Raw genomic sequence first — 14,231 nt, forward strand, 5'->3', positions numbered from 1 at the left:
AGCGTTCATCCTGAGCCAGGATCAAACTCTTCGTTCAATCTATTTAACTCAGTAAAATTTACTGATAATTTACACCAATTTATTGTTGTGTTTGCATTTATTGTCTTTCTCTATTCTGTTGCTAATGTCCTTAACATTATTTTGTCTCGCTTCCTCGCGGACATAGATTATAATATCATACATTTAATAATCCGTCAACACTTTTTTTTATTTATTTAAAACTTTTCAGTTTTTCTCTATCTATTACCCTATATCTACCTTTTTCAACTCTCTCTATAACTCCTTGATCTACAAGGATTTTCATACTTCTTGATAATGATGGACGGCTCACATTAAAATATTCAGCAAGCTCTTTTATTGTCTTATCTAAGATTACTACCCCTTCTCTCTCATTTTTTAAAATGTACTTTGATAATTTTTCAGATATAGTTTTATTACTTACACTCTCCCATAAATTTTTAGAGAGAAACTGCGCCTTATTACTTATATCATCCAATAAGTTTACCAGTATTTCAGAATTAGATAGTAACAGTTTAATTAGTTCTTCTTTTTCTATAAAAAGTATTTTCACATCTGTTTGTGCTATCAAATCTACTGGAAATTTATTATTTTTACCAAAAATAAAAGCTGAAGCTATTATTGTCCCATTCCTTAGCTCCTCAATTTTTTTTATATTCCCATCTTCCTTTGACATTTCAGCAACTAAGTTCCCTTCAATATTCACATACAATCCCTTAATTAAATCACCTCTAAATGCTACATACTCATTTTTTTTATAAGATAAAATCTGATAGTTTATCCCTTCTAAAACTTTCAAATTCTCAATTTTAGATATGTTTTTTAATAGGTCTATATTTTGTATACCATTACTTTTCACTTTTTTATTCTCCTCATAATATATTTATGATATAATATTTAAATAATTATATCATATTTAGGAGTTTGAAATGAAAAAATTTATTATTATCTGTCCTGCCTGTCACAAAAAAATGAAGATATCTGACAAAATAGCTAAATATAAATGTCCCAATTGTGGAGAGATTTATAAATATAACTTTTTTAAAAGAGTTTTCTATAATATAAAATATATTTTTGTTGGAATAGGTGAAACTCTTTCTGACTTCAAATTCAGAATAAGAAAAAAGGTCTCTGATGCTAAAGCAACATATCAATATATGAGTCAACTAAAAAAACATATGAAAAATGATCCAAATTGGTCACAGTATAGAACTCAACAAAAAGAGATGAAAGATGTATCTCCTAAAAAATCCTTTAAAGATTTTTTTAAGAGAAAATAAAACTAAAAAAGGAAAAAATTACTTTTAATTTGAGAGTGAATACTTCTCATTCTAGTAGTTTTTTCCTTTTATTTTTCTAATAGTCACTTATATCAAATGACAACTCCAATCTCTTTAATTGAGAGTTTAACTGTCTATATTTTACACCAGCAGAATTTAACATCTTTTTTGAAGCTACATTGGACTCTGTTCCAGCATATTTATCCGAAAGATAAACTAACTCTTTTATTCCACTTTGTATAATAGCCTTACTACACTCATGACAAGGGAATAGAGCCACATATATAGTGCAACCTTTTAAACTCTTAGTGCTATTCAAAATTGCATTTAATTCAGCATGACACACGAAAGGATATTTAGTATCTAAAAATTCTCCCTCTCTCTCCCAAGGGTATTCATCATCACTACAACCAATTGGTAATCCATTATAGCCTACTCCTATGATTCTTTTTTCATCATTTACAATACAAGCTCCAACCTGTGTATTTGGATCCTTACTTCTTTTAGCTGAAAGTAGAGCTACTCCCATAAAATATTCGTCCCAATCTATATATTTTTCTCTTTTCATATTTTACCCTCCAATCTTGCTTATATAAGATAATATAGCATATTTTTAAACTTTTTTAAATTTTTCTTTATCTAATATATTAAATTTGATAGAATTACACTAGGAGGTAGCTTATGAAAAAAATTTTTATACTATTTTTTACTCTTTGTACTCTTTCCTTTGCAATCGTTGATTTTGAGGGAATAAATTGGGGAGATTCTAAATCCGATCTAAATATTATTTTTAATTCTCTTGAAAAAGAACCAGCTTTAGAGGAGAATGTTGAGATATTCTCTGTCAATGCTCCTAAAGATTTTGTAGCAAAATACCAATTTTTTCTAAAAAATAACTCTCTCTATAAAATAAGAGTAGTTTTTGATAAAGAAAATGTAGGTAAATCACAAATTCAAGATATATATTCTAGATTATTAAAAGATATTGGTTCCCCTATCTCAAAAGTTCCTATTAATAAAAAAATTGATGATCTAACTATACAGGGAAACTCTTTAAAATTTATTCCAAATTTATCTACCAATCTCTATTTAAATGGTGTTGATACTATTGATGAGTATGGAAAAATGATAGATTCAAATCTATATTTAGAGTATGTTGATTCAAATATTGATAACAATATGTAAAAAGAGCCGTTACATCTGTAACGACTCTTTTTTTATTTAAAGTTTAATTAGAATTTTTTCCCGAAATATCTCTCTAATAATCCTGCGAAAGCTCTTCCGTGTCTAGCTTCGTCTTTAGCCATTTCGTGAACTGTATCGTGGATAGCGTCGAATCCTAATTGTTTAGCTCTCTTAGCGATATCAAATTTTCCTGAAGTTGCTCCATACTCAGCTTCAACTCTTCTTGATAAGTTCTCTTCAGTAGAAGCAGTTACACACTCTCCTAATAACTCAGCAAATTTAGCTGCGTGCTCAGCCTCTTCAAAAGCGATTCTCTTGTAAGCTTCTGCTACTTCTGGATATCCTTCTCTATCTGCTACTCTTGACATTGCTAGGTACATTCCAACTTCTGTACACTCTCCTTCAAAGTTAGCTCTTAATCCAGCGATTATCTCTTCATCTCCACAAGCTAATCCTTCTCCTACTTTGTGCTCAGTTGCCCAAACTCTTTCTCCTGACTCAACAACTTCTTCCCATTTGTCTTTTCCAGCTTTACATACAGGACATTGAGTTAATGTCTCATCAGTTATAATTTCTCCACATACTTTACATCTCCATTTTGCCATTTTAATTCCTCCTTAAATTTTCCTTATTTTAATTTCTATTTCCTTTTTTTCTTTTTTGTAATCGTTTCATTTTTATTACAATACTAATATACTATATATTACTATTATTGTCAAGTATTTTTTAAAAAATTTATTTTCTTTTTATTATATGCTTTTGAGGTTGAATTATTATCTCAGTTATAACTGTTCCTTCCCTCTGTAAAAATAGGCTTTCTACAGCATTTGCAACACACTCTGGAAGTATGTAACTCTCCTCCTCATCTCCCTCTCTAAAATTTAATTCATCATAAAAAGCTGTCTTAGTTATATCTGGAAGGATAGAGATTACTTTTACTCCAGTCTTTCTCACTTCATCAAATAATCCCTTTGAAAAGTGTAACAATCCAGCCTTTGTTGCTGAGTAAGCACAGCCATAAGTACTTGACTTTGTAGCTGTGATAGATGAGATATTTATTACTGTTCCCTTTCTTTTCTTCAAATCTCTCAATAGTAATTGTGTTAAAACTAAGGGAGCTTCTAGATTTAAAGCTATCATCTTGTGAAGTTTTGTGGGACTAATCTCTTCGTGTGGTCCAAAATATCCTACTCCTGCACAATTTACAAGTATATCTATCTCCGCCTCTTTTTTTAATTTTCTCACTAACTCCTCTATATTTTGATATTTCACAAGATCACAAACTATTGGAAAAAATCTCTCACTCTCAATACTCATTTTAGAAAAATCTCTTCCAACACCATACACTGAATATCCCATATCTAGAAATTTTTTTGAGATAGCTAATCCTATTCCAGAAGTAGCCCCTGTTATCAAAACATTTTTCATCTCTTCTCCTTTTTCTATATAAATATTTTTTCTAAATCTACATAATTCAGTATTTTCTCTTTTACAAAATCCAACATCTCTTGATTTTCAGCTTCTGAATATGTATACACACCCTCTTGACAATGGAAAGGATAGTTTAAAATTAGAGAGTTAACTCTATTCTTTTTCATTCTCTTCATATACTCTTTAGATATTCTAAAGGTACCAATACTAACATCTAAAATCTTAGTTCCATCTATCTCTTTAAAAGTTTCGTCTATCATCTCACCATAAATATTGTAAAAATCTTCTACCTTTATCATTGGATCAAAACAAATTCTCACCGTCCAACCTGCTTCAATCAATATTTTAGCAGACTCTACCCTCTTTTCAAAGGGTACCGCTCTTTTTTCAAACTGTTTTGCAAACTCTTTAGGAGATATTGTCCAAGCAATTATAAAGTTAGGATTAGGCTCCAGCTCACCAAAAACCTTTATGCTAGAACTTTTTGTTCTCAATTCTATCTTCAAATTCCTATGTTTTTTTACAAAATCATACCATCTTTTAACAAAGCCTGTTATCTCTTCCAAAGCCATTAAATCTGTATCATATGATATGCAAATATACATAGATCTCTCTTTTAAAATCCTCTCTATCTCTTGAAACATATCCTCTAAATTTACAAAAATAACTATATTTCCTGAAGAGTATACCCCTTGTAGATAGCAGTACTCACAATCATACACACAGTTTAAAACTGAAGATGAGTAGTAAAAATTCTCATTCCCAAAACTTTCACAAACTTTAGCTCCCTCATATATATAATTTTCTTTTTTCACTGCTAATATAAGCTTGGGAGTTGTTTTTTGTAAGGTGAAATTTTGATTATTTTTTGAAAATATCTCTTTGTAGCTATCAATCTCAATCACCTTTGAATTTGGAAATCTCTTTAATATTTTTTGACTCTCTATATATTGTTTTGCTTCCTTTTCAATATATATATGAGAAAAACTTTTATTTAATAAATCCATCTATTAAAATTTCTCCTTTTACCTTAAACTATACTATCTCTAGAAAAATCTGTAACATCAGTTTTTAACTTTTTCAATAACTCAGTTACCTTCATCTTTCCACTATCTATTAGTTTCAACTCCCTATCAGTAGCTCCAACAAGCTCTACAAACTGTACCTTTCCATTGGGTGTATCAATCTCTTTAGCTTGATCTAACGTTGTTATAAACCCTGTTATTTTAGATCTCTTACTCACATCTATTCCCTCTTTTTGTCCAGTCCAAATATATTCATTAGGTTGAAATATCTCTCCACTTTCAAAAACATATTTAGCTAATTCTTGAAGAATAGAACAGATATTTTTTAACTCTTTATCCTTTATATCTAGATCTTTTTTTCTTCTTTTTAATTGCTCACTATTCATTTTTAATTTAAAAGTCAATTCAAATCCATAACCACTGTACTCCATATCATCTGACTCTTTCTCATATAGCTCACTAAATCCAAAAGTTACAAAATGATAATATCCATCACCTCTAAAAATACTGATCCCATCTAACGGATCATCTCCACCTAGTCTTGAAGAAACCATAGCGTGAAAATGTAACTCTTCCACTTTCGGATACAGTTTTTTAAATCTTTTCGCAATAGCATCAAATCCAGCAGTATCTATTATTTCAAACTCATTATTATCTTTCATTTTTTACCCCTATCACACAATTTTTTATATCTTCTAATATTTTTTTTGTTACTTTCTTATCCTTCATCTCTATTTTATCATAATTTTTTATAAGTTTAATTAAATTTTCACCTTTTAATTTATAATATAACAATAGAGATTCTAACTCATTTACCATTGTTACACTGAATCTACCTTTTACAATGAGAGAATCTACCTCTCTTCTCTCCTCATCTGAAAATTCTAACTCCTTTTCTAGATGAAATTCGCTCCTTCTATCCAACCAAATTTCTATCTCCACCAAAGCTTTTTCTATTAAATTCTCCACACTTTCTGGATCAATATCACCATCTAAGTAATCTGAAACAATTTTTATAATATTCACTTGATATGTCTCAAAAAAATATGAACTAGCTTCTACAAGTCCAGCCCCCTCCATATCAACCAAGTCTCCTATCACTCCACTCTCTGAGTTAATAACTCTATTAAAACTCTCTAAACTTCCCTCTTTAAATCTATGATCAAATATCATATCTGGATAGTAAGCTCTTTTACTCTCTGAGTTTATAATCTTATTACATAAGACTATATCACCAACTTTATACTCTTTATTCTTAGCTCCACAAACTCCTATATTGATGAATATATCATCACTATCTATCTTCACTTTTGAAAGTATATATGTCAAAGCTATTGCACTCTTTAATATTCTTACTCCTGTGACTATCAAAGTTATCTTTTCATTTTTAAATACCTGTACCCTATTTATTGTACTATCCTTCTTTAACTTAAATTTTTTTATTAAAGGTCTAGCTTCTATCCCTAAAGCAACTGCTATATATATCATCTAATTCCACCTTTATTACTCTTAATAATTTTATATTTATAGTATACTTTGATAATTTTATACAGTCAATATTTTGTAAAATAAAAAGAGAGATCATTCTATCGTTTAATAGAACCAATCTCTCTAAATAACTATTATAATCTCATCGTACTATAAAGTTAAAATTTTAATATCATCTGGAATTATTAATTCAGCTTCTGTATTTGCTTTTACATCTTCTATTGAAGAGTAAGGGCTTACTTCAGTTAAAACTAATCCTTCTGGAGTTACTTTTATTACACATTTTTCAGTGATTATTAAGTTTACCTCTTTAGCTGCAGTTAATGGAAGATTACATTTTTTTAGTATTTTTACACTTCCCTTACTTGTATGCTCCATAGCTACTATTACCTCTTTTGCTCCAACAACTAGGTCCATAGCTCCTCCCATTCCAGGAACTATTTTTCCAGGTACCATCCAGTTAGCTAGGTTTCCTTCCTCATCTACTTGAAGTGCTCCTAAAACAGTAGCGTCAACGTGTCCACCTCTGATTATTCCAAAAGATGTACAAGAGTCAAAGAATTGTGCTCCAGGAAGAACTGTTACAAATCCTCCACCAGCATTTATCATATCTTTATCCTCTTTTCCAGGTTCTGGAGCTGGTCCTACACCTATTATTCCATTCTCTGATTGGAATACTACATCCATATCCTCTGGAACATAGTTAGCTACTAATGTAGGTAATCCTATCCCTAAATTTACTACATATCCATCTCTTAATTCTTGTGCTACTCTTTTTGCTATATACTCTCTTACTTGTTTTTTATCTAATTCCATTTTTCTAAGCCTCCTATTTTACTATATAGTCTACAAATATTCTTGATGTCATTACGTGATCTGGGTCTATCTCTCCTACTTTTACAAGTTTCTCTGCAAAAACTATAACAGTATCTGCTGCAGTTGCCATCATTGGGTTAAAGTTCTTTGTAGTTTTAGCATAGATAACGTTTCCTAACTCATCTACTACTGAACCATTTATTAATGCAACGTCTGCTTTTATAGGCTTTTCTAATAAATATTTTTTTCCATCTACTTCAATTACTTGTTTTCCCTCTTCAACTATTGTTCCTACACCAGTTGGAGTAAGTATTCCACCTAATCCATTTCCTGCTGCTCTGATTCTTTCAGCAAGAGTTCCTTGAGGACAAAGCTCTACTTCCATCTCTCCAGTATTCATTCTTCTTCCTGTTTCTGGGTTTGTTCCTATGTGAGTAGCAATAACTTTTTTAACTTGGTTATTACATACTAATCTTCCTATCCCTCTGTCAGGAAATCCAGTATCGTTACCTATTACAGTTAAATCTTTTACACCTTTTTCAATTAGTGCATCAATTATCTTTTCTGGTGTTCCTACTCCTAAAAATCCACCAATAAAGACAGTCATTCCATCTTTTACATGTGATACTGCTTCTTCCATTGTCACTACTTTGTTTCTCATCTTTACCTCCTAGCTTATTAAAAAAACTACTTGAAGATTTCCCCCGCTTCTAAATACCACAACAGTAAATCTAAGCTATCCATTGAAATATTTACAAACTTGCAATAATCTTTCATTTTTCTCTCTATCTCTAAATATAACTTTGGAGTTATACTTTTAGGAACTTCATCAATCACTTCTAGTCTTACTAGATTTTTTAATATGTGTCTATCCAGAATAGCTATCTCTTTTCCAAAACCTACATTTCTTAAAAAATGACTAGCTTCTTTATAAGCCATCCCCTTGACATTTTTTACTATCCACTCTCTAGCTTTACTTATCTCTTCAAAACTTAAGAAGAAATCTTTTGTTATGATCTCCCCATTAGAGTTTGTCATCTTCTCTCTAAGTTCAACTAGATATTTTGATTTATTATTTTTAAATCTTACTATGTTGAGATATTCCACAATCTCTTCAGCACTACCATTAAAAAGAAGTCCATTATCTCTCAATGTGGTAATAGCTTGCCAAGCGTTAACAGCTTTAGATTGAGGTGTTAGTATACAAAAAGACATCTCTACATGAATATCTCTATTGTTTCCATTATCCCATACACTCTTAAACTCTTTTAATCTTTTTTCTATATCTTCTTTTATCTCTAAATATTTTTTTTCTACTTCATAAAAATATTCGTTCTTTTTCATTTTACTCCTCTATATTTTTACTTAGAATAAGAGGAATCCAGCTGATATAATAACTCCTGAACATAGTAATACTATTAAACAGTATCCCATTATATCCTTTGCTCCCAATCCTGCTATTCCCAATGCTGGTAAAGCCCAGAACGGTTGAATCATATTTGTCCAAGCATCTCCCCAAGCTATTGCCATAGCTGATTTAGCAGTTGAAACTCCTATCTCTAATCCTGCTGGCATAACAATTGGAGCTTGTACTGCCCATTGTCCTCCACCAGAAGGTACGAAGAAGTTTACTATTCCTGCACTTAAGAAAGAGAATAGTGGGAATGTTTTTGGTGTTGATATATTTACGAAGAAATTTGACATTATTACTGCTAATGATAATCCCTCGGCATTAGCTCCTGTCATTATTCCCATAATTCCTGCATAAAACGGAAACTGTAATAATATTCCTGAAGCCCCTTTTGTAGCTTCTAAGAAAGCATCTAAGAATCTTCTAGGTGTTCCATGTAATAAGATTCCTGTAAATAGGAATATAAAGTTTACTAAGTTTAGATTTAAGTTAAATCCTTTTGTCATAAAATATTGTAATATATATGCCCATCCCATTATTCCTAATAGAATTGACACTACTTTACTATTTTCTATTCTTTCAGCTGGAGTCATTTCCTCCTTGCTCTTTGTAATCATCTCTTCTTTTTCTTCTAATAATTTAGGATCAACAGTTACAACCTCATTTTCACTTGGATACATAGCTCTATTGATAAGAGGTAATGCAATTAGTAAAGCTCCCATTATGAATAGGTTCATTGGTGAAAATATAGTTTCACTTGTTGGTATGTTAGCTATCATTGCTCCAGCTGTTTGCTTTTTCAAAGCCTCTACACTGTCACTAGCTACTTGTAATGGAATTGATCCTGATAATCCTCCATGCCACACTAAGAACCCTGTATAAGCTGAAGCTATTAAAAGTCTATAATCTATTCCTTTAATTTTTTTAGCAATCTCTCTTGCAAAAATTGCTCCAATAACTAATCCAAATCCCCAGTTTAAAAGACATGCTACTGTTGAAACCAAAGTTACAACAACTATTGCTTGTCTTGGTGTTTTTAATTTTGATGCAAGGCTAGCTAAAAAACTTTTAAATATCTTTGAACTTGCCATTGTGTGCCCTGTTACTAGAACTAATGCCATCTGCATTGAAAAAGATAACAGTGACCAAAATCCATTACTCCAATGTCCAATTATTCTCATTGGTGACTGCTTTGTTAAAACCATAGCACCTATAAACACTATGAAAGTTAACATTGCACAAAAGATATATGGATCTGGTAAGTATTTTTGCATAACAGATACACATAATGAAGTAAAACGTTTAAATAATCCTTGACTATTTTTAGTAGTAGTCATCTTCTCATCTCCCTTTTTCAATCTTGTCACACCTTGAGTATACTACCATATCTAACACTTGTCAAGCATCATCAACGAATTTCATACTTTTAGAACACTTTTTTTACTTTTTAGATTAGATTTAATTCAAACCAAAAATTAACCAAGTTATTTTCAGAGATATAAACACCATAACTATTTTTATGATTATCTAATATCCCTGCTACTATTGCTAAACCTAAACCATGTCCATCTTTACCTATTGCACTATCTAATCTTACAAAAGGGTTCCAAATAGTCTCCAAATTCTTTTCGTCTAGATGATCACTTCTATTTTTTACAATCACCCTGCATTTATCCTCTTTTTTCAATACTTCTATCTCTATATCCTCATTATCTGTACTATATTTCATAGCATTACTTATTAAATTTTCTAACACTCTATCAATATATTTTTCATCACATATAACTTTGATATCCTTACTTCCTACATATCTTATATGTTTAGCTTTAGAAGAATACTTGTCTATAAAATCTTTTATATTCTCATAGAGGTTTACCTCTTCCATCTGCATCTTAAAATATCCAGCCTCTATTTGTGAAATAAGCAGTAATTCTCTCACTAAACTATCCATCTTATAACTCTCTTCTATTATAACATCACAATAAAAATTCTTATCCTCTTCAGTTGCAACATTCTCACTCAACCCTTGAGCATAACCCTGTATAATAGCTATTGGAGTTTTTAATTCATGACTTACACAAGCTACAAACTCCTTTCTAAGTTTATCTATTTTTTTCTCTTTCTCTATATCTTCCATCAACTTCAAATTAGCTTTATTGATCTCATCAATATTCTTTTTCAAAGTCTCTCCCATCAAGTTAATTGTTTCTCCCAATTCACCTATCTCATCTTTTCTAACATCTTCAAATTTTCTAGAGAAATCCAATTTAGATATTTTTTTAGTTATCTCTTTTAATTCTAAAATAGGTGCCACCATAGCCTTAGAAAATATAAAAGCCATTGATGAACCTATAATAAAAGAGAGAATTATTATTTGTAAATGGTACTGTACTGAAACCTCTAACCCCTCTTGAATCAAACTTAATGGAGTTATAATCTCCAAGTACCTATCACTTTTGTATTCCATAAATAAAACTAAAACTTTCCCTCTATAGTCATCATAGTTTATTATCTTAAAAATAGGCACCCCATTGCTGAGGTATCTTTTTATCTCCTGTATCTCCTTTTGAGTAAGTAGTTTTCGATAAAAATATCTTTCTATTTGATCTGTTTTTTTTATTGTTATCTCTGCATTATTTTGAACCTCTAGATTTCTAAAATCTATTACATAGTTGGGATCACTTATCAGTCTTCCAACTTGAACTAACCTATCTTTTTTGGTAGTTAGATAAAACTTCTCTAAGTATATGTTATTTGTTATAGCAAAACCACCTATAATCATCATAACCATACTCCACATTAGAAAAAATATTTTCCATCTTATTTTCATATTCTATCCCTCAAATTTATATCCAAAACCTCTTACAGTTTGAATATAGTCATCTCCTATTTTTTTTCTAAGCCTTTTTATATGAGTATCAACAGTTCTTGAATCTCCAAAGTAGTCCCAACCCCAAACTGAGTTAAGTATCTTCTCTCTAGATAGCGCTATTCCTTTATTCTCTATGAAAAAATATAGTAGATCATACTCTTTGGGAGTCAGCTCTAAGATCTCATCTTTCAATCTTACCTCTCTTTTTACACCATCTATCATCAGATCTCTAAATGACATAGGAGCATTATCTACAATCTTTCCATCTCTTCTCAAAAGAGCTTTTACCTTTGCCACTAATAATTTTGGATTAAATGGTTTTGTCATATACTCATCTGTTTCCAATTCAAAACCAAATAACTGATCTCCCTCATCAGCTCTAGCTGTCAACATAATAATTGGAATCTGTGATTCCTCTCTTATCTTTCTACACACACTCCAACCATCAATCTTTGGCATCATTATATCTAAAATAACAATATCATAGACATTTGAGAAAAATTTTTCTATTCCCTCTTCTCCATCCCCTGCCTCATCTACTATATATCCCTCTCTCACCAAATAGTCCTTTATTAACTTCCTTATCTTCCATTCGTCATCTATTACAAGAATTTTTTTCACTGTAACCTCCTATTTTATTTTACCATTTTATTTATTGTGTAGAGAAAATCATCAATAGTTTTCTCCTCTAATCCTGCTTTTATATCTCTCACCAAGCAATTTTTCACATGCCCCTCTAGGATAACTCTAGTCATACTATCCAATTCCCCTTTTATAATAGAGATATCTCTTAGAACACTACTGCAACAATCATCTTTCTCTATTGATTTTCTCATTGTCTCTATCTGTTGCTCAATCTTCCTAATTATACTATTATTACTCTCATTTATTTTTTTTCCTTTTTTTTCTATCAATGTATTCAATGTCAGTATAAGTTCTGATGTAGCCTCCTCCTCTAGTCCAGCTTTTATATCATGAACCACACAATTTTTTAGATGTGCTTCTAACACAACTTTTGCCACTCCATTGAGAGCTGATTTTACAGAAGAAACTTGATTTAGTATCTCATCACACTTCACGTGATTTAATATCATCCTCTCAATTCCTCTCAACTGTCCTGCTATTCTATTTATCCTTGAAATCAACTTTTTTCTAAAGTCATCTGTATTAGATAAACAAAGTACTCCATTTGTATTATCTCCCATTTTATCACCTGCCACTTAATATATCTTCTCTCTTATATTGTACTCTAAAAAAAAAGAAGAAACAAATTTTTTTTGTTTCTTCCTCTCATAATTAGATTTTTGCTTTGAATTTTCTTAGCCTTAAAGCATTAGTTACTACTGATACTGAACTCATTGCCATAGCTCCTCCAGCTATCATAGGATTTAGCAGGTAGCCAGTCAATGGATAGAGTAAACCTGCTGCCACTGGTATACCTATTGTATTATAGATAAAAGCCCAAAATAGGTTCTCTTTTATATTTTTTATAACTGCATGACTTAAATCCATAGCTGTTATAACATCTTTTAGATTTCTTTTCATCAAAACAATATCAGCACTTTCCATAGCAATATCTGTTCCACCACCTATTGCTATTCCTATATCTGCCTGAACAAGAGCTGGAGAGTCATTTATTCCATCTCCTACCATAGCTACATTTTTACCTTCCTCTTGTAGCTCCTTTACTTTTAGATACTTCTCTTCAGGAGTTACCTCTGCAAAAATTATATCTATTCCAACTTGCTTTCCTATTGCTTGTGCTGTAATTTTATTGTCACCAGTTATCATTCCCACTTGATAACCTCTATTTTGTAACTCTTTTATAGTCAAAATAGCCTCTGGTTTCAGAGTATCTGCCACTCCAATCACAGCAGTAAAATTCTCGTTTATTGCAAGATACATTGGTGTCTTACCTTGAAGAGCCAACTCATCTAATATCTCATTCTTATCAATTTGGATATCAAACTCTTCCATCAATTTTCTATTTCCAATATAGATTCTATCATCTCCAGCAGTTCCCATTACACCTTTTCCTACTATTGCTCTAAAATCTTTTAACTTAGGAAATATCAATTCTCTCTCTCTACCAGCTTCTACAATAGCCTCTCCTAATGGGTGTTCTGAATGCTCTTCCAAAGCTCCAGCCAATCCTAAGATCTCATTTTCACTCATACCATTAAATATTAAAATATCAGTTACTTTTGGTTTTCCCTCAGTTATAGTTCCCGTCTTATCAAAAACTATAGTATTAACCTTGTGTGCTTTCTCTAAAGCCTCTCCAGATTTTATTAAAACACCTAACTCTGCTCCTCTACCAGTCCCTACCATTATAGCTGTTGGAGTAGCTAATCCCAACGAACATGGACAAGCTATTACCATCACAGCAACAAATATTGTAAGTGCAAAAATAGAAGGAGCTTCATGTATCTTAACAATTCCTCTACTTCCCAATATATACCAAACTACACCTGAAGTAAGGGCTATCAACATAACAATCGGAACAAAATAACTTGAAACTTTATCAGCTATCTTAGCGATTGGTGCTTTACTTCCTTGAGCATTTTCTACAAGTTTAATTATTTTAGAGATTACTGTTCCCTTACCTGTTGCCTCAACTCTTACTTGCAAACTTCCATTCTTATTTATACTTGCACCAAATACCTTATCTCCTATATTTTTATCTACAGGAATACTCTCTCCAG

The 14,231-nt window shown here is 31.1% G+C and carries 17 protein-coding genes; 2 read left to right on the plus strand and 15 right to left on the minus strand.

Annotation, left to right across the window (positions count from 1 at the left end; translation table 11 throughout):
• Window positions 1-211: 211 nt before the first annotated feature.
• Window positions 212-877 (minus strand): Crp/Fnr family transcriptional regulator, encoded by a 666-nt coding sequence (locus QZ286_RS06645; RefSeq protein ID WP_291256188.1) that lies wholly within the window; start codon window positions 875-877, stop codon window positions 212-214.
• A 70-nt stretch (window positions 878-947) separates the two neighbouring features.
• Here QZ286_RS06645 and QZ286_RS06650 point away from each other — a divergent pair, with 70 nt between their 5' ends.
• The gene (locus QZ286_RS06650; protein WP_291256189.1) at window positions 948-1,298 is read left to right on the plus strand and encodes a hypothetical protein; all 351 of its coding nucleotides are present in this window, start codon (window positions 948-950) and stop codon (window positions 1,296-1,298) included.
• Window positions 1,299-1,374: 76 nt separating this feature from the next.
• On the opposite strand, the gene QZ286_RS06655 is transcribed toward QZ286_RS06650, so the two are convergent.
• Complete coding sequence (locus QZ286_RS06655) at window positions 1,375-1,866, minus strand: dCMP deaminase family protein (RefSeq protein WP_291256190.1); 492 nt, start codon at window positions 1,864-1,866, stop codon at window positions 1,375-1,377.
• A 113-nt stretch (window positions 1,867-1,979) separates the two neighbouring features.
• Between QZ286_RS06655 and QZ286_RS06660 the strand changes: the two genes are divergently transcribed.
• Entirely contained in the window at window positions 1,980-2,483 is a 504-nt protein-coding gene (locus QZ286_RS06660; protein WP_291256191.1) for a hypothetical protein, read from the plus strand.
• Window positions 2,484-2,530: 47 nt separating this feature from the next.
• Here the strand turns inward: QZ286_RS06660 and QZ286_RS06665 are convergent, their stop codons facing one another.
• The 13 genes from QZ286_RS06665 to QZ286_RS06725 all read right to left on the minus strand — a co-directional run.
• Complete coding sequence (locus tag QZ286_RS06665; RefSeq protein WP_291256192.1) at window positions 2,531-3,088, minus strand: ferritin family protein; 558 nt, start codon at window positions 3,086-3,088, stop codon at window positions 2,531-2,533.
• A 130-nt stretch (window positions 3,089-3,218) separates the two neighbouring features.
• Window positions 3,219-3,911: an SDR family oxidoreductase gene (locus QZ286_RS06670; protein ID WP_291256193.1), complete on the minus strand. Its 693-nt coding sequence runs from the start codon at window positions 3,909-3,911 to the stop codon at window positions 3,219-3,221.
• Window positions 3,912-3,925: 14 nt separating this feature from the next.
• On the minus strand, window positions 3,926-4,921 hold the full coding sequence (locus tag QZ286_RS06675) for a spore photoproduct lyase family protein (protein WP_291256194.1): 996 nt from the start codon (window positions 4,919-4,921) through the stop codon (window positions 3,926-3,928).
• Between the two features lie 23 nt (window positions 4,922-4,944).
• The gene (locus tag QZ286_RS06680; RefSeq protein ID WP_291256195.1) at window positions 4,945-5,601 is read right to left on the minus strand and encodes a suppressor of fused domain protein; all 657 of its coding nucleotides are present in this window, start codon (window positions 5,599-5,601) and stop codon (window positions 4,945-4,947) included.
• Window positions 5,591-6,427, minus strand: coding sequence for a spore photoproduct lyase (locus QZ286_RS06685; protein ID WP_291256196.1), 837 nt, complete (start codon window positions 6,425-6,427; stop codon window positions 5,591-5,593). The genes QZ286_RS06680 and QZ286_RS06685 overlap by 11 nt, the downstream gene beginning before the upstream one ends.
• A 150-nt stretch (window positions 6,428-6,577) precedes the next feature.
• Window positions 6,578-7,243, minus strand: a complete 666-nt coding sequence (locus QZ286_RS06690; protein WP_291256197.1) for a 3-oxoacid CoA-transferase subunit B — start codon at window positions 7,241-7,243, stop codon at window positions 6,578-6,580.
• Window positions 7,244-7,256: 13 nt separating this feature from the next.
• Window positions 7,257-7,904 (minus strand): acetate CoA-transferase subunit alpha, encoded by a 648-nt coding sequence (gene atoD, locus QZ286_RS06695; protein ID WP_291256198.1) that lies wholly within the window; start codon window positions 7,902-7,904, stop codon window positions 7,257-7,259.
• A 26-nt stretch (window positions 7,905-7,930) separates the two neighbouring features.
• The gene (locus tag QZ286_RS06700; RefSeq protein WP_291256199.1) at window positions 7,931-8,587 is read right to left on the minus strand and encodes an N-glycosylase/DNA lyase; all 657 of its coding nucleotides are present in this window, start codon (window positions 8,585-8,587) and stop codon (window positions 7,931-7,933) included.
• Window positions 8,588-8,608: 21 nt separating this feature from the next.
• Entirely contained in the window at window positions 8,609-9,991 is a 1,383-nt protein-coding gene (locus QZ286_RS06705; protein ID WP_291256204.1) for a short-chain fatty acid transporter, read from the minus strand.
• A gap of 110 nt (window positions 9,992-10,101) precedes the next feature.
• Entirely contained in the window at window positions 10,102-11,484 is a 1,383-nt protein-coding gene (locus QZ286_RS06710; protein WP_291256200.1) for a cell wall metabolism sensor histidine kinase WalK, read from the minus strand.
• A 3-nt stretch (window positions 11,485-11,487) separates the two neighbouring features.
• Window positions 11,488-12,147 carry a response regulator transcription factor gene (locus QZ286_RS06715; RefSeq protein WP_291256201.1) on the minus strand — a complete coding sequence of 220 codons (660 nt, stop codon included), beginning with the start codon at window positions 12,145-12,147 and terminating at the stop codon, window positions 11,488-11,490.
• A 14-nt stretch (window positions 12,148-12,161) separates the two neighbouring features.
• A complete protein-coding gene (locus tag QZ286_RS06720) occupies window positions 12,162-12,746 on the minus strand; it encodes a metal-sensing transcriptional repressor (protein ID WP_291256202.1) in 585 nt (194 codons plus the stop codon).
• Between the two features lie 76 nt (window positions 12,747-12,822).
• Window positions 12,823-14,231 (minus strand): copper-translocating P-type ATPase (locus QZ286_RS06725; RefSeq protein WP_291256203.1); only part of this gene is annotated, 1,409 nt, incomplete at its 5' end.

The sequence above is a fragment of the Fusobacterium sp. genome, from assembly GCF_019012925.1.
Classification (GTDB): domain Bacteria; phylum Fusobacteriota; class Fusobacteriia; order Fusobacteriales; family Fusobacteriaceae; genus Fusobacterium_A.